The sequence below is a fragment of the Limosilactobacillus portuensis genome (assembly GCF_014838735.1).
In the GTDB taxonomy this organism is placed as follows: domain Bacteria; phylum Bacillota; class Bacilli; order Lactobacillales; family Lactobacillaceae; genus Limosilactobacillus; species Limosilactobacillus portuensis.
Genome location: NZ_JABUXQ010000001.1, coordinates 58,084 through 73,609, shown reverse-complemented (window position 1 = coordinate 73,609; position 15,526 = coordinate 58,084). Strand labels below are relative to the sequence as shown.

The window sequence follows — 15,526 nt, the reverse complement described above, 5'->3', positions numbered from 1 at the left end:
AAGAAAGGTTATCGTTTCAATGAATTCAAATAAAAAAGCTCTTGGTCTTGCAATGGTAATCACCGCAACCACTTTTTGGGGAATTTCCGGTCTGTTTGCCAAGGCCCTTTTTAATATTAGTCCATCCATCACTTCATTATGGCTAACTCAATGGCGATTAATTTTTGGTGGTGTGATTATGATTGTAATCAGCAAACTAATGGGCAACCATCCATTTGCAATTTTCCATAACTTGCACGATACCTGGGTTATTTTTGCCTATGGTGTAATTGGTCTGGTACCTGTTCAGTTTGCTTACTTTATGGCAGTTCAGGAAGGAAATGCCTCCATTGCCACTATTCTTCAATTTGTTGGTCCATTCTTCATTATCGCTTACCTAGCAGTTTTTCGACATGAGCCGCCACGACGGATTGAAATCATTTGTGCAATCATCGCTTTCCTTGGTGTTTTTATCATTGCCACTCACGGTCGCTTTAACCACTTAGCCGTTACACCGGCGGTCCTCTTTTGGGGCTTTATCTCAGCGGTTGGGGTTGCAACCAACACCTTGATTCCTCAGAAGATGTTGCAAACTGGGCGCGTGCCCTCGTTAGACGTTACTGCATGGGGACTTCTGTTCGCTGGTATCGTTCTTTTAGCAATTCACCCTCAGCAACCGTCAATTCCAAACGTTCCCAGTGTTTGGATTGATTGTGCAAGTATCCTAATTATCGGAACAATTATTCCGTTCTACCTGGCAAATACCTCACTTAAGTATATTGACGCAACAACATTTAGTCTAATGGATGCCTTTGAACCACTTTCCGCAACTATTGGTTCCGTTTTAATTTTCCACCTTTACCTAACCGGAGCTGATATTCTTGGCTCCATTCTGGTTATCGTTGCGGTATGTGCAATCAACATTCGTCCACACCGCAAGAATGCTAACGACTAATAGGAAGGGGAATATAAAATATGGCAGAAGATGGTTATAAATATGATGAAGATGGTTTTCGTGAGGATCTTAAAAATGATCCAGACGTTCTTCACCAGCCTGACGCTGATAGGACAAGCTGGAAATTAAAGGTTCTTTCTTACGATGAAACAATTGACGTTCTTAATGGTGATACTAAGGTCAAACCTGAGTTTAAATTCTCTGATGAAGTATTGGATAAAATTGTTAAGGAAAAACCTGAGTTGAAACCTGATGAGGATATTAAAAATCTCATTAAAGATAAGGACCAGCAAATCCTTCTTGCCAGGTACAACGAAGATCAAGCTAAAAATTATACAATTAGCGCAGACAACAAAAAGGATAACAACTAAAACAGCAGCTCAAGAAATGATTAGCCTCAGGCCTGAATTCAAAATTCAAGTCTGAGGTTTTGTTTAGTTTAAAAGCTCAATGTTAATGGGACAAAAAAAGACTATCCAGAATCATCTGGATAGTCTTTTGAGAGATAGACTTATGATTAGTTATCACTAATAACAGTACCAACCTTACCAGCAAGGGCATCGTCTAAGCCGTTAAGTGAAGTAATCAAAGCTTTCCGCTCTGGGTGACCTTCAACGAAGGATAAGCAGGCTTCAATCTTAGGAAGCATACTACCAGCAGCAAATTGCTTTTCATCCATGTACTTTTGGGCTTCAGCAACATTTAATGTCTTCAAAGCCTTTTCATCTGGCTTACCGTAATTTACAAATACGTAATCAACAGCAGTTAAGATGATTAAAGTATCAGCATCAATCTTATCAGCAAGCAATGCGCTAGAACGATCCTTGTCGATAACTGCTGGAACACCTTGTAAGCCATCGTCAGTCATGATAACGGGAACACCGCCACCACCACCAGCAATAACAAGATCGCCAGCTTCAATCAAGGTCTTGATACTGTTCAATTCCATAATCTTCTGTGGAAGTGGAGAAGGAACAACTTGACGGTATCCACGACCAGCATCTTCTTTGAAGGTGTAGCCCTTTTCCTTTTCAATCTGTTCAGCTTGTTCTTTAGTGTAGAAGTCACCAACAGGCTTAGAAGGATTTTGGAATGCAGGATCTTCTGGATCAACAGCAATTTGAGTAACAACAGTTGCTACATTTTTGTTCATCCAACGACGGTGCAATTCATTTTGAAGACTTTGTTGTAAGTGGTAACCAATGTAACCCTGACTCATTGCGCCACATTCTGGAAATGGGAAGGCAGCAGTCTTACCATTTTCAGCAGCAAAGTTCATACCAAGGTTGATTGCACCAACTTGTGGACCATTACCGTGACTGATAACAACTTGATTACCAGCATCAATTAACCCGATTAATGATGAAGCAGTATTCTTAACTAACTTCAATTGTTCTTCGGGAGACTTACCGAGGGCATTACCACCCAAGGCAACAACTACTTTAGCCATTTAGGAGTCCTCCTTAGTTGTGTTCACCTAAGGTTGCAACCATAACAGCCTTGATAGTGTGCATCCGGTTTTCAGCTTCACGGAATACAACTGAGTTCTTGCTTTCGAAGACTTCATCAGTAACTTCCATTTCCTTAAGACCGAACTTCTTGTAGATTTCCTTACCTACTTCAGTGTCAAGGTTGTGGAATGCTGGAAGACAGTGTTCGAAGATAGCGTTAGGGTTTTCAGTAGCGTCCATAACTTCCTTAGTAACTTGGTAAGGCTTGAGAAGCTTGATCCGCTTTTCCCACATGTCATCTGATTCACCCATTGATACCCAAACATCAGCGTAGATAACATCCATGCCCTTAACGCCTTCCTTAACGTCGTTAGAAACAACGATCTTAGCGCCAGTTTCGGCAGCAATAGCGTTAGCCTTGTCAAGAACTTCCTTAGTTGGGTTTAATTCCTTAGGAGTTACAACATGGTATTCCATACCCATAACAGCAGCACCTAACATCAAAGCGTTAGATACGTTGTCTTGACCATCACCAACAAAGGCGAACTTGATTTGTTCGTAAGGCTTCTTCAATACTTCATGAGCAGTTAAGAAGTCAGCCAATACTTGTGTTGGGTGGTCTTCATCAGTTAAACCGTTCCAAACTGGAACACCTGAGTACTTAGCCAAAGTTTCAACATTCCGTTGTGAGAAACCACGGTATTCAATACCATCAAACATACCACCAAGAACACGGGCAGTATCCTTAACAGATTCCTTGTGACCAATGTGTGAGCCTGATGGGCCAAGGTAAGTTACGTGAGCACCTTCATCCTTAGCACCAACTTCGAATGAACAACGAGTACGAGTTGAACTCTTTTCGAAGATTAAGGCAATGTTCTTGCCTTCAAGGTTCTTACCTTCAGTACCAGCATACTTAGCCTTCTTTAAATCTTCAGCAAGGTCAAGCATGTATTCCATTTCACGCTTGTTAAAGTCTGAAAGTGTCAAAAAACTACGATTACGTAAATTGAATGCCATAATTAAATTTCCTCCTTGAAATTCTTTACGGTTTATATAATAGTAAGCACTTTCAGAAAAATTCATTTTGCTTCAAAATGATTCACCAAAAAGTTTAAATTTATTTTCACAATGATCAAAAATATACATTTAAAGAAAGCGGATCCATCACTATTCATTCATTATTCAACTCAATAATATACATTTCACAAGCATTTTATTAATCAGTATGCTTAATATTCAATATCTAATGAATTATTATTGACTTTCGCTTTAGCTTCAAATAAACTCAAAATGACTCAATTTGATTCGAGGTATTAAAATGAACTTCTACATTGTTGATAATGATAATAACGCTACATCTCTCCTTAAAGATATTATTGAAAATGACTTTAATAATTCAGTTGTTGGTACAACCTTCAATGCTGAGCAGGCATTTGAGGACGTTATTCGTTTAAGTATTGATGTTATGTTTGTTAACCCATCCCTGTCCCAAATTAACGGAATTGAACTAATTAAACGAATTCAACAAAGCAACCATCATCCTCATTTTATAATGGTTAGTCAGACATTTGATCCTGCTGGAAGGACAAATGCTTACCAGGCCGGAGTTGACTTTTGCATCGAAAAGCCCTTGAACGTTGCTGAAGTAAAAACTGTCATTAAATTAATTGGCGAAAACATCAACATGTCAAACCGAATGTTGCAGATCCTTGATCTGGTCAGTGGAGCTGCTAACCAGAACACAACCAATATTAACTTCAAGAGTAAAGAAAAGGAAAATGTGAAGTCAATTCTTCGTTTTCTCGGGATTACAAATGGTTCTGGCGCCCAAGACATTACCCGGATTATCAATGTCATGATTGAACAAGGAATTACGTTTGATAACATTAACTTTCATGAAATTTTCCGCTGTGACGATCACGGTAAAAAAATTATTCTTCAGCGAATTCGTCGTGACCTTAAGACGGGGCTAAATAACCTCGCCCACATGTGCATTGATTATCCAGAAAACGATATTATTTTGGAATATGCTAATAACCTTTTTGAATACAAGAATGTTCATAATGAAATGAAAATTATTAACGGTACTGCCTCACGTGGTGGTCAAGTTTCAGTCAAGCACTTTTTCAACGGTTTGGTTCAGGAAAGTGCTCAAAGTTAAATGATTATTAAAAATAAGAGCCATTCAGAAACTAGCAAAGTTTCTGAATGGTTCTTCTATTTTTTCATCAGTTGGATCGTCAAATAAACCCAAATAATAATCAAAATAAAGGTATATAGTGCTGCGATCCACATAACCCACTGCAAGAATGGGATTAGTTTGAACGTATTTAAAATCGTAAAGCAAATTGTCAAAACACACCAAACAGCAATTCGCATCTGCAGATGATGACGTTGCTTATTGAGTTGCTGACGATTCATTTACTTATTCTCGTCCATTTCAGCCCGCAGCTTCTTGCCGATCTCTTCGTAACCTGGCTTGCCTAACAGGCCAAACATGTTAACCTTGTATGCTTCCACGCCTGGTTGGTTGAATGGGTTGATCCCATTAAGGTAGCCGGAGATTCCCATCGCCACTTCAAAGAAGTAAATCAGGTAACCAAGCGTGTATTCGTCTTCCTTAGGGATGTGAACTGTCATTACTGGTACCCCACCGGCAGTATGAGCAGCCACAACTGCTTCATAAGCCTTGGTGTTGGCAAAGTCCATGGTCTTACCTTCCAAGTAGCCTAAGCCATCCAGGTTATCCGGTTCGCTTGGGATTTCCATATCGTGGTTAGGCTGGTCTAACTTAACTACGGTTTCCATCAAGAACCGCCGACCTTCTTGGATGTATTGACCAAGTGAGTGCAGGTCAGTCGTGAAGTTAGCACTGGATGGGTAAATGCCCTTGTGATCCTTCCCTTCAGATTCACCGGCTAATTGCTTCCACCATTCGGCAAACATGGTCATGTTTGGTTCGTAGTTTTCGAGCAATTCGGTTTCGTAGCCCTTCCGGTAAAGGATGTTCCGGTAAGCAGCGTATTGGTAAGCTTCGTTGTTTTCCAGTTTTGGATCCGTGTAGTCCTTTTCTGCTTGAGCGGCTCCGGCCATTAACTGGTCAATGTCGCCACCAGAAACGGCAATTGGTAAGAGACCAACTGGAGAAAGGACGGAGTAACGACCACCGATCCCGTCTTGGATGACAAAGCTTTCATAGCCGTGGGCATCGGCTTCGGTCTTTAAAGCCCCCTTAGCTTTATCGGTGGTAGCGTAGATCCGCTTGTTAGCTTCATCTTCGCCATACTTCTTAATCAAGAGGTTCTTGAAGATCCGGAAAGCAATTGATGGTTCAGTGGTGGTTCCGGACTTGGAAACGACGTTGACGGAGAAGTCCTTGTCGCCAATTAATTCGATTAAGTCATGAACATAGGTTGAACTTAAGGAATTGCCAGCAAAGAGTACTAATGGATACTTCCGGTCTGCAGCCTTTTGGGCTTGGTAGAAGGTATTGTGCAAGAAGTCAACTGCCATCCGGGCTCCAAGGTAAGAACCACCAATCCCGATGACCACTAAGATATCTGAATCTGATTGAATCTTCTTGGCAGCGGCTTTAATCCGCGCAAACTCTTCCTTATCATAGTCAGTTGGCAAGTGGAGCCAGTCACGGAAGTCAGCTCCGGCACCAGTACCGTTGCGTAATTCATCATCCGCCGCATTCACCATTGCTTGCATTTCGCCTAATTCGTTATCGTTAACGAATTTCTTTAAGCCTGTACGATCAAATGAAATATGTGTCATTTCCAGAACTTCTTTCTTAATTGTATTTACACTCCTAATCATACCGAACCATGAAGCCGTTTTCAATTAGAATTGCTAAATACAAAATTAATGCTTTCCTGGGGTTTTTCCGTCTATCTATATTAGGGAGTGTTCCCTAAATTAATGTAAGGAGTAGCATATGGCAAAATCAAATTTAGAAAAGCGTTGGGAAGAGGCAGGATTAACTGACGACTTTGTCTTTAGCAAGGTCTTTCTCGATCCGCAAATTACCTTGGAATTACTGCGACGAATCTTTCCCGAACTCGTAATTAAAGATATCAAAGTGCTCAATAGTCAGCAGGAAATCAAGAGTACTTACGATGCTAAAAGCGTCCGTTTTGATATCTACATCGAAGATCGGGACAATAATCACTACGATATTGAAATGCAGGTTGCAGATCACCATAATCTCCCCCAACGAAACCGCTTCTACCAATCTAGCCTATCAACAGCCGCATACACTAAAGGCCAGAACTACAGTCAAGCAGATAATACGTTTGTTATTTTCTTCTGTTGTTTTGATCCCTTTGGCCTGGGCGAACAGCGTTATAAGGTTAAGCGTGGCATTGAGGCCTACCCCAACTATCCATACCAAGATAGTGAGCAGACTCTCTTCTTTGACATCACTAGTCTTCAGAAAACTGTCGGTCCAAAATTGCAACGTGTATTAGATTTGTTAGCCAACCGAAAGCTTGATGAAGATGATGATTTCATTATAAAATTAAGGCAAAGAATCTGTTTTGTAAAACAAAACCGGAAATGGAGGAAAGAATATATGCAACGCTCATTATACGAAATGGATATCGAGAACGAACGGAATGAAGCTGTTAGAGAAGGCCATGAACTCGGCCGACAACAAGGGTTAAAAGAAGGTCGGCACGAGGGACACGAACAAGGACTGAAAGAGGGTCGTGAACAAGGTCGTGAAGATGGCCGTAAGGAAGGCCAAGCTAAGGAGCGTCTTTCGCTAGTGACTGACTTAATTCAAAGTGGTCAAAATCAAGCACAAGTGGAAAACTTTTTAATTAATATTCGGAAAATGGATCCTAGTCAGGCTACCCAGTATTATCAAGAAGCTCTAAGACTGTTAAAGTAATATTTTTCCAATAACTAATCAAAAATGGTCTTGCCGAAGCAATGATGCTACGACAAGACCATTTTATTTTTAAATGATTTTCTTGATTATGCAAAGGCAGTAGCGATACTACCAACAACGATCAAAACAATTCCCCAAATGGTGTAAGTCATTTCGCGGTGACTCTTGTGTTCGTGAAGAATCCAAATTCCACCAAAGGTTGCAATAATAACATTCAGTTGGGTAAAGATGAATGCTTCGGTAACACCAAGGGCCTTAGCAGAAAAGATATAAGCAAAGGCGGCAATTCCCCATGAAAGACCACCGAGAATGTTTAAGTACTGTTCCTTTTGCTTGAATGAAGAAGCATTGCCAGAGCAGATTGCGTAAATTACAGAGCCAAGTAGGATTCCGAGCATTTCTGGAAGGAAGATCCCTTGAGCACTTTCATTGGCAACGATTGGAATCTTTGGAAATGCTGAATATACCCAGTAACCAATAGTAGTTACCAACAAGAAGATAAAGTTACTAGCAGTAACTTTCTTATCCGAATTACTATCAGAAACTGATGTCATCAAAGCACCAACAATAACGATTGCCAATGCAACAAAACCGATTGTAAGCGCCCGAGCACTATGCCATTCACCAAAGATAATAACCCCAATTAGTGAGTTACCAACTAATTGTAAAACGGTGGAAAGCGGCATGGTATTTGAAACACCCATCCGTTTAAAAGAAACGAATTGTCCAACCTGACCAATCGTCCATAAAGCACCACATAATACAGAAAACCAGAAAGCAGTTGTACTAACAGTCGGCTGAGTAACCGCATAGGCAACTAATCCAATGATTGTGGCACCAGCACCGATACCGAACATCTGATTAACAGCAGAACCACCAATCTTACCAGTGATTAATGGCATAAGCCCCCAACCAAGTGCTGGGATTAATGCAAGTAAATAAACCATCTTTATTTCTCTCCTATCAAATGAATAATTGATTACGAGATAGTATTATAACCGGTTGCAAACGTTTACACAAGTATTTTCACAAAATAAATAGATGGTATAAATATAATAAAAGTTTGCATTATCTATAAGAAAGCGTTTAATAAATTATTGGTATAAATGTGAAATATTAATTCTGGCTATTCCTATGCGGTGCATGTTGAGGATCCGGAAGAAAGATAGTAAAGGTTGTCCCCTTTTTGGGTTTACTTTCAACCGTTACCTTTCCGCCATGAAGATTTACTAATTCATGAACGATCGGGAGACCAAGTCCTGACTCACTATATTGATTACTTCGTGACTGGTCAGCTTTATAGAATCGCTCCCAAATGTTCTTTACTTGATCATTTGTCATCCCAATTCCATTATCGCTAATCTTAAACTCACATCCCCGTTCAACACGACGCGCCGAAATTTTAATTAGTCCCTTATTGGTGAACTGAATGGCATTCTGAATAACGTTAAACATAATTTGGACAAAACGATCGTAATCGGCATAAACCAGGAGGCCTTCAGGAACATCTAATTGGATGTGGTCTCCTTTCTCTATGGCACGCTTATTCAATTGTTCTTTAAGATTATTTAAAACAGCAGAACAGTCAAATAGTTTCCGATCCATTGAAATTTGATTAGTGCGGATCTTCTCATAATCTAAATTGTCGTTAACCAACCGAATCAACCGCTGAGTATCGTTCTGCATTAATTCAATACTATGGTTCCAATCTTCTTTAGGAATAGCATCATACCGAAGTCCTTCTAACAATCCATTAATTGTCGTTAACGGAGTCCGCATTTCGTGGGCAGCATCAGCCAAGAATTTTCGCCGCCGTTCTTCTTGTCGCCGAATTTCCCGATCGGACTCACGAAGAGCAGTTGTCATCTGGTTAAAGCTTCGGGCAAGGTCATCTACCTCATCCTTGCCGTTAACTGGTACCTTTACATGGTAATTCCCTTGAGCAACCTGACAAGTAGCAGTCCGGAGCTGATCAATTTTTTTAGTAATTGACCGAGCAAGAAGATAACTAATTAAAAGTGCAGCTAAGGTAGCAATAAGAAAGGCAATTGCTAAGTTAATTTTCAGCTGATGCATATTTTCTTCTACCACCGAGACAAAGGTAGCAATCGAAACGACCGCAATCATTTTCTTATGATAGAAATACGGGCGAATTACTTCTGTCATTGCTGACTGGTGAGCTTTTTGATTATTAATCTGTGGCCGTGTAAGTCGAAGATAAATGGTCTTGCCTTTCTTTAATTTTTTCCAATCATCCTTACTTATTTGAGGAGCAAAGCCATTGCTAGCAAACGTCTGCCGCTGTGTTACATCAAAAATTGCAAAATGAACATGCTGGTTAGAAAGCAAGGCTGCATTGCTCAATAAAGCCTGATTCTCAAAGCCCTTAAAGGTATGATCAACCGTATCATAACGAATTGCATCTTGAACCAAGCTATCAGAATAAGTTTTCAACTGATTCCAGGTATTTCGATACATCGTCTCATTAGTCACATTAATGAAAGCCAGACTCAAAACCGTCATCAGTGTAATAATTACCGTAAAGAAAGCAATCATTAATCGATATAGTAACTTCATTATTCGTTTCCTTCATCATCAAACTTGTAACCAACACCCCAGACTGTTTGAATTACCTGCGGGCCAACCGCTTCAAGTTTTTGACGAAGCTTTTTAATATGGGCGTCAACCGTTCGTTCATCACCATAGTATTCATAGTCCCAAACTAGTTGGAGCAATTGAGAGCGGGTGAACACCTGACGAGGCTTGCTAGCCAATGTCTTTAATAGATCAAATTCCTTTGGGGTTAGATCCTTTACTGGCTTACCGTACATGTATACTTCACGGGTCTTAGTATCCATCTTAAAATGTTTAGTCTTAATGTCAAAACGATCCTGATCAGGATGTTGTGCTCCCTGCGTCGTACTTAATTGGGAACGCCGCTGAAGAGCCTTAATACGAGCAATTAACGTAATCGGACTAAATGGCTTAGTTACATAATCATCCGCACCAATCTCCAACCCAAGTACTTGATCACTTTCAGAATCACGTGCAGTCAGCATGATCAAGGGTACTGTGGTTGATAGCCGACGAATATCGGCCGCCACCTGCATCCCGTCCTTCTTTGGTAAATTCAAATCTAAAAGAATAACATCCCATTCATGCGGAGCAGCACTAAATTTTTCTTCTGCCGCGACCCCATCATAGGCGAACTCATATTGCCAACCCTCTTTTTTGAAAAACATTGCCATCATTTCGCATACTGAGTGGTTATCCTCAATCATCAAAATTTTCATTCTACAATTCTCCCTCACTAATTATAAAAATCAATTCACTATTTCCCGGGAAATAACTTTCTTCACCCTACCTTAATAAATGATATTTACAAATAAAAAGGCTGAGAAAAACAAAAGCTTTTTCTCAGCCTCCCTTCTGCAATGGAGATGACGGGAGTCGAACCCGTGTCCAGGCATATCGCCATTCCAACCTCTACGTTCATATCTCAACTATTTAGCATTCATTAATCAAAACGCCGTTGATCAGGGCAACCATGATTAACTAGCTTGATAATCTCTTCTTAATACTTCAAGCGTGAGTGTTAAGCGTAGTCCACTAATATATGAAACCCATCACTGCATCATGGACGAACCCAGGATGGATTTACGCGCGCTACTTGTTAGGCAGCGTATGCGTAAGAGTTTGAATTATTGTTTGCAGTTATAATTTAAAACTGAGCGTTTTTACGAAGACACAACCTTCGAAACGCAATTGAAACTCGACCTATACCTGTCGAATCCAAAAACATCCCCAAAATACAGTACTAATTGTAACATTGATAAAACAACAATGCATCATTTATGCATTAATTTTCCTAAGTAAAAAAACGGTAATGGTATTACTCACCACTACCGAGAAAATCGATTTATTCTTTCTAGACTATATAGTTAAGTTCTGTTTGCCAGAAGCTTGCTAGAGCTGTTCTAATACATCAGAGCCTAAACGCGCTCGCAGGAAAGTCCTTAGAGACAACAAACTCCCTCCCAGATGCTTTCAGCATCCAGTCGGGAGAAATTGTTTCTACTGCAACATAGTCTAAACGCGCTCACCCTAAATTCACTTGAGATAACGAACTCCCGACAGCGGTGTAAAACACCACTGCCGGGAGAAATCGTTATCAACCGTGAATTTTTTACGGGTTCACGCTCTTCTTAATACCAACCATTTGCCATCCAGTGTTGTTGGGCGGCGGTCCAAGAACCGTAACGACTAGCTACATATTGATCCGCAACTCGTTCTTGGTTGGCTGCTGAGTAGTCACCATTGAGGTATGATGCTGAAAGTTGATACTTTCCAATGTATTGTCCATTAGTAGCACCATAATTTCCACCAGATTCGCGGTTAGCAATCCATGCTTTAGCAGCCGCTTCTGAACCACTTACAGTACTTGTTGACGACTGTTGACTAGTAGCATTATTACTATTTTGGGTAGTTGTTTGAGATGATGCTGGTTGAATTTCACCATCGCTCTTAATAATTAAGCGTTGGCCGACATAAATCTTGTTAATATCCTTAATGCTGTTCTTTTGGGCGATTTCATTAACAAGGCTGTTGTTCTTATTAAACTTGTAAGAAATGCTTGAAAGCGTATCACCACTCTTAACAGTGTAAACTGTATCAGCATTAACAACAGCTTGAGTAGCTGCAACACCAAAGACAATTGCACCGACAGACGCAGTTAATTTTGCAAGCTTTTTCTTAGAAACCATAAATTCAATACCATCCTTTTTTATTATTCCGATTCAACAGTCCCTATACTACACGATGAATATTACTACTAGATAACAACGATTTATCGTTTAACAAATTATTGCGAAGTGTTTGTAAAGCTACTGAAATATTAATTGTAAATAATCGCACATTTATAGAAATTGACGTGCTAAAGACTATCATAGTAGGATCTGAAATTTTCTTTGGTTGTCCTAACTTCTTTATATGATAATAAAAAAAGTTGTTAAATTAAGGGCAATTTTCACTAAAACCGTCTAATTTAACAACTTTATTGACTAATTTTCTACTTTTTTATTACAGTAATGTTGCAAAATACTGCTCACAGTAGCTTGCAACGCCATCTTCATCATTCGAATCCGTGATTGCTGTGGAAACCTTCTTAACTTCAGGAAGACCGTTTGCCATGACAATTCCCTGAGCAGCAGCTTGAATCATTTCCAGATCATTATCAGCATCACCAAAACTCATCAAGTTACTAAAGTCTAAATTGAAGTGCTGTAAAAGTGCCTGCAAGCCAACCATCTTATTAACCTTTGGGGGCAAGAATTCCATAATCATTGGTTGCGATTGAACCGCATGATACTTCTTTTTAAGTTCAGCAGGAAGGCTCTGAATGATCGGAGTTAATTTCTCAGCGGGAATTGCCATAACCGCCTTGCTGTAAGTCGTTTCCTCAAGCTCAGTACTTTTAGCATCACGAAATTCAATGTTCTTTAAGACTGTCTTGTAAATTGAACGGGGTTGATCAATTAGTTCGTAAACTCGATCGTAGTCCAAAATATCAAGAGAAATGTTTTCATGCTGAACAAACTTTAACAGTGGTTGAAGATCGTCTCTAGTCATTCCTAACTCAAAAAGATGTTCCTTAGAGACATTATTAATTACCAATCCACCATTAAAGGTAATTGTATAATCATCTGGTTTTGTCAGACCAAGTTGTTCAATCAATGGCCAAATAGCGTTAATCGGCCGGCCAGTACACAAGACAACGTGAATGCCTTGAGAATGAAGTTTCTTTAGGACCCGTTCATTACGGATACTAATTTCCTTGTTACTGTTTAACAAAGTATTATCTAAGTCTAACGCAATTACTTTAATCATTTTTTCTCCTCGCTATAATTTGCCTGAACAATTTGCTTATTAAAATCTTCTAAAAGATCCAATAACTCAGTACCTCGATCCTTTCCGTAAACATCAAGCCAGTTTGAAAAGCGTTTCAACACAAGTGAACCAATGTGCTGTTCAACCTGCTTCCCTCTAATGGTACTGATTAAGAACAACCGACGACGATCTTCAGGATCGGCCTCTTGTTGGATGTAATTATGATTCAAGAGGGGGCCGAAGCTGCCGTGAAATCGCACTTCTGGTTACTCCACGTTCATCAGCGATATCCATTAATTTTATTTTGGGGTTATGAACAATCTTTTTTAAAATTAGATACTGTTCAAATGAAAGGGAATATTCCGCAGAAGGCTCCGAAATAAACGAGTCAAGGCCTTTCAACCCGGTTAAATACAGATCGATCGCCTTATCTAATAATTTTTCATTATCATTCATTAACTATTCACCCCGTTGATCCTTCAAAATAGTTTTCGTAATTAATTTTGCATAATGGTTATTTCCCTGTTTATTCATGTGAACGCCATCTTTTGCAAACCAACCGGATTGACCATTGCTTGCGGTATACCAATCAACTAAGTGAACATTATGGTGTTCCTTTGCAATCTCCTGAATCTGATTATTAACCTGCTGTTGCCAGCTCTTTGATGGAATATGGGGAGTTACCCAGTAAACCTGCCGATCCTTACCAATTGTCTTTAGAATATCATCAATCGTTTTTTGATCCATGGCTCCATTATTCCCTAAGTTCAAAATAACGATCCGATTGAGGTGCCCACTCTCCTCTAACTGACTAAGGACTTTAGGCGTTTGTGAACCCTGACGTCCCACCTTAGCATCAACGTAGGCGTGCGGCATTAATTGTTGAAGGCTATTAGAAGCATCAAGCATTACTGAATCACCAACCGCAGTGACCTTCAGTTTTTGAGCCCGCTTAATCTCGTTCTTACTTAGCTGGTACTCTTTTTGCACAGTGCTAATCTTAGCTGTTTCAACATTTTTTCCCTTACTAAGTTGCTTATTATGCTTTTCAGTTAATTGATCATTCTTTTCAATTTGTTTCTGAACCGTCGTTTTTTTTGGTTGAACATTAGGCTGACAGAGTCCGTAACCTGCTGTACCTACAATTAACAAAGCGATGATTGCCGTTACCGCCTGTTTCCAATTATTAAACTTAATCTTTTGCCAATTGAAATCACTTAACCGACGCTTAGCAAGCGGTTGTTCAATCAATCGGTATGAGCATTCACTGATAATCACAATTAGCGCTAGTTCTTCCACCCCGCTAACAATTGGGTGTACACCAACATTAATTGCTCGTTCGTAAAATATAAGAACAGGATACTGATAGACGTAGATCCCGTATGACCGCTGACCACACCAACTAAAGAACGGGTTAGTTAGCCACCGGTTCATCCGACTCCCCGGATGAAGGATCGTTGCTAGTAAGACAGTCCCAACTATACTATAAAGAAACATCCCCCCATGGTAAGTAAATGGGGACTGCCCATCTAAAGTTATAAAGCCATATAGGGTAATAATTAAAGCAGCAATTCCTAAGCCATCTAATATCCGTGAATCAGTTGCGGTAACCTTTGTACTTAACCGGTCAAGCGGCCAAACTAGACCAAGCCATGAGCCAAGTAAAAGGGAGAATGCTCGCGTATCAGTTCCATAGTAAACCCGATTAAGCGTCTCCGGATGGTACAAAACAGCCATTTCAATTGCTGACAAGACCGCTAGCCCCAAAACAAGGTATTGAACGATTGAACGTTTCTTGAATACCTTAAATAAGAGGAAAATGATCAGTGGCCAAAGGACATAGAATTGTGCTTCAACTCCTAATGTCCAAAGGTGAGTAAATGGTGATTGATTGGCGAACTGATCAAAGTATGATTGCCCATGATAAATCTCCCACCAGTTGTAAACCCACAAGATATTAGTAACAAAGATTTGTCGAATGTTATGCAATAGCTCATGAGCAAACAGCGTAATGTATGCAATTGTTAATACTAACATCGTAATTAAAACTGGATAAAGGCGGTAAAAGCGTTTAGCATAAAAATGCCTTAACCCAAGTCCAGCACCACGTTCAAACTTTTTACTGAACTGGTAAGTAATAAAATAGCCTGAAATTAATAGGAATAGTGGAACACCGAGAAAGCCACCCTTTAGCTGAGTTGGCAGTAGGTGATAAATAATTACTCCCAAAACTGCAATTGTTCGTAACCCATCAATTCCTGTAACGTGGTGTGGCTGAGCTCGACTGCTCACTAGGCCTTCTTTTTTGTTCATTAACAGAACCCCCAAGAAATATCTTTTCTAATTATAGTGTCT

General features: G+C 39.9%; 14 protein-coding genes, 1 other RNA gene and 1 pseudogene. 4 read left to right on the top strand and 12 right to left on the bottom strand.

All coding sequences use genetic code 11. The features are described 5' to 3' along the window. Positions 1-19: 19 nt before the first annotated feature. Both HUK49_RS00330 and HUK49_RS00325 read left to right on the top strand, forming a co-directional pair. Positions 20-934: an EamA family transporter gene (locus tag HUK49_RS00330; RefSeq protein WP_191912237.1), complete on the top strand. Its 915-nt coding sequence runs from the start codon at positions 20-22 to the stop codon at positions 932-934. A 20-nt stretch (positions 935-954) separates the two neighbouring features. Further along, positions 955-1,305, top strand: a complete 351-nt coding sequence (locus tag HUK49_RS00325; RefSeq protein WP_191912236.1) for a hypothetical protein — start codon at positions 955-957, stop codon at positions 1,303-1,305. A 146-nt stretch (positions 1,306-1,451) separates the two neighbouring features. On the opposite strand, the gene arcC is transcribed toward HUK49_RS00325, so the two are convergent. Both arcC and argF read right to left on the bottom strand, forming a co-directional pair. Beyond that, complete coding sequence (gene arcC, locus HUK49_RS00320; RefSeq protein WP_102168037.1) at positions 1,452-2,384, bottom strand: carbamate kinase; 933 nt, start codon at positions 2,382-2,384, stop codon at positions 1,452-1,454. Between the two features lie 13 nt (positions 2,385-2,397). Then, the gene (gene argF / locus HUK49_RS00315; protein WP_102168036.1) at positions 2,398-3,405 is read right to left on the bottom strand and encodes an ornithine carbamoyltransferase; all 1,008 of its coding nucleotides are present in this window, start codon (positions 3,403-3,405) and stop codon (positions 2,398-2,400) included. Positions 3,406-3,706: 301 nt separating this feature from the next. Here argF and HUK49_RS00310 point away from each other — a divergent pair, with 301 nt between their 5' ends. Next, positions 3,707-4,549, top strand: coding sequence for a DNA-binding domain-containing protein (locus HUK49_RS00310; protein ID WP_191912235.1), 843 nt, complete (start codon positions 3,707-3,709; stop codon positions 4,547-4,549). A 56-nt stretch (positions 4,550-4,605) separates the two neighbouring features. On the opposite strand, the gene HUK49_RS00305 is transcribed toward HUK49_RS00310, so the two are convergent. Beyond that, a complete protein-coding gene (locus tag HUK49_RS00305; protein ID WP_102168034.1) occupies positions 4,606-4,809 on the bottom strand; it encodes a hypothetical protein in 204 nt (67 codons plus the stop codon). Further along, complete coding sequence (locus HUK49_RS00300; protein ID WP_191912234.1) at positions 4,810-6,168, bottom strand: glucose-6-phosphate isomerase; 1,359 nt, start codon at positions 6,166-6,168, stop codon at positions 4,810-4,812. A gap of 160 nt (positions 6,169-6,328) precedes the next feature. Between HUK49_RS00300 and HUK49_RS00295 the strand changes: the two genes are divergently transcribed. Then, on the top strand, positions 6,329-7,285 hold the full coding sequence (locus HUK49_RS00295; protein WP_191912233.1) for an Rpn family recombination-promoting nuclease/putative transposase: 957 nt from the start codon (positions 6,329-6,331) through the stop codon (positions 7,283-7,285). Between the two features lie 86 nt (positions 7,286-7,371). Here the strand turns inward: HUK49_RS00295 and HUK49_RS00290 are convergent, their stop codons facing one another. The 8 genes and pseudogenes from HUK49_RS00290 to HUK49_RS00255 all read right to left on the bottom strand — a co-directional run bounded on the left by HUK49_RS00290 (position 7,372) and on the right by HUK49_RS00255 (position 15,484). Further along, the gene (locus HUK49_RS00290; protein ID WP_178696019.1) at positions 7,372-8,232 is read right to left on the bottom strand and encodes a GRP family sugar transporter; all 861 of its coding nucleotides are present in this window, start codon (positions 8,230-8,232) and stop codon (positions 7,372-7,374) included. A 169-nt stretch (positions 8,233-8,401) separates the two neighbouring features. Continuing rightward, a complete protein-coding gene (locus HUK49_RS00285) occupies positions 8,402-9,862 on the bottom strand; it encodes a sensor histidine kinase (RefSeq protein ID WP_191912232.1) in 1,461 nt (486 codons plus the stop codon). Beyond that, the gene (locus HUK49_RS00280; RefSeq protein WP_102169166.1) at positions 9,862-10,578 is read right to left on the bottom strand and encodes a response regulator transcription factor; all 717 of its coding nucleotides are present in this window, start codon (positions 10,576-10,578) and stop codon (positions 9,862-9,864) included. The genes HUK49_RS00285 and HUK49_RS00280 overlap by 1 nt, the downstream gene beginning before the upstream one ends. A 139-nt stretch (positions 10,579-10,717) precedes the next feature. Beyond that, positions 10,718-11,091: a transfer-messenger RNA gene (gene ssrA, locus HUK49_RS00275) on the bottom strand. A 399-nt stretch (positions 11,092-11,490) separates the two neighbouring features. After that, positions 11,491-12,048, bottom strand: coding sequence for an aggregation-promoting factor (apf, locus tag HUK49_RS00270; RefSeq protein WP_102169167.1), 558 nt, complete (start codon positions 12,046-12,048; stop codon positions 11,491-11,493). A 316-nt stretch (positions 12,049-12,364) separates the two neighbouring features. Next, complete coding sequence (locus tag HUK49_RS00265) at positions 12,365-13,171, bottom strand: Cof-type HAD-IIB family hydrolase (RefSeq protein WP_191912231.1); 807 nt, start codon at positions 13,169-13,171, stop codon at positions 12,365-12,367. Continuing rightward, positions 13,168-13,627 (bottom strand): annotated as a pseudogene (locus HUK49_RS00260) (MarR family winged helix-turn-helix transcriptional regulator). Before HUK49_RS00260 ends, HUK49_RS00265 begins: the two are co-directional and overlap by 4 nt. Before the next feature lie 3 nt (positions 13,628-13,630). Beyond that, on the bottom strand, positions 13,631-15,484 hold the full coding sequence (locus tag HUK49_RS00255; protein ID WP_191912230.1) for an acyltransferase family protein: 1,854 nt from the start codon (positions 15,482-15,484) through the stop codon (positions 13,631-13,633). Positions 15,485-15,526 lie beyond the last annotated feature (42 nt).

Excerpts from the sequence above, each read along its gene's own strand:
- HUK49_RS00330 (WP_191912237.1), top strand. The coding sequence starts at position 20 with ATGAATTCAAATAAAAAAGCTCTTGGTCTTGCAATGGTAATCACCGCA.
- HUK49_RS00325 (WP_191912236.1), top strand. The coding sequence starts at position 955 with ATGGCAGAAGATGGTTATAAATATGATGAAGATGGTTTTCGTGAGGAT.
- arcC (WP_102168037.1), bottom strand. The coding sequence starts at position 2,384 with ATGGCTAAAGTAGTTGTTGCCTTGGGTGGTAATGCCCTCGGTAAGTCT.
- argF (WP_102168036.1), bottom strand. The coding sequence starts at position 3,405 with ATGGCATTCAATTTACGTAATCGTAGTTTTTTGACACTTTCAGACTTT.
- HUK49_RS00310 (WP_191912235.1), top strand. The coding sequence starts at position 3,707 with ATGAACTTCTACATTGTTGATAATGATAATAACGCTACATCTCTCCTT.
- HUK49_RS00305 (WP_102168034.1), bottom strand. The coding sequence starts at position 4,809 with ATGAATCGTCAGCAACTCAATAAGCAACGTCATCATCTGCAGATGCGA.
- HUK49_RS00300 (WP_191912234.1), bottom strand. The coding sequence starts at position 6,168 with ATGACACATATTTCATTTGATCGTACAGGCTTAAAGAAATTCGTTAAC.
- HUK49_RS00295 (WP_191912233.1), top strand. The coding sequence starts at position 6,329 with ATGGCAAAATCAAATTTAGAAAAGCGTTGGGAAGAGGCAGGATTAACT.
- HUK49_RS00290 (WP_178696019.1), bottom strand. The coding sequence starts at position 8,232 with ATGGTTTATTTACTTGCATTAATCCCAGCACTTGGTTGGGGGCTTATG.
- HUK49_RS00285 (WP_191912232.1), bottom strand. The coding sequence starts at position 9,862 with ATGAAGTTACTATATCGATTAATGATTGCTTTCTTTACGGTAATTATT.
- HUK49_RS00280 (WP_102169166.1), bottom strand. The coding sequence starts at position 10,578 with ATGAAAATTTTGATGATTGAGGATAACCACTCAGTATGCGAAATGATG.
- apf (WP_102169167.1), bottom strand. The coding sequence starts at position 12,048 with ATGGTTTCTAAGAAAAAGCTTGCAAAATTAACTGCGTCTGTCGGTGCA.
- HUK49_RS00265 (WP_191912231.1), bottom strand. The coding sequence starts at position 13,171 with ATGATTAAAGTAATTGCGTTAGACTTAGATAATACTTTGTTAAACAGT.
- HUK49_RS00255 (WP_191912230.1), bottom strand. The coding sequence starts at position 15,484 with ATGAACAAAAAAGAAGGCCTAGTGAGCAGTCGAGCTCAGCCACACCAC.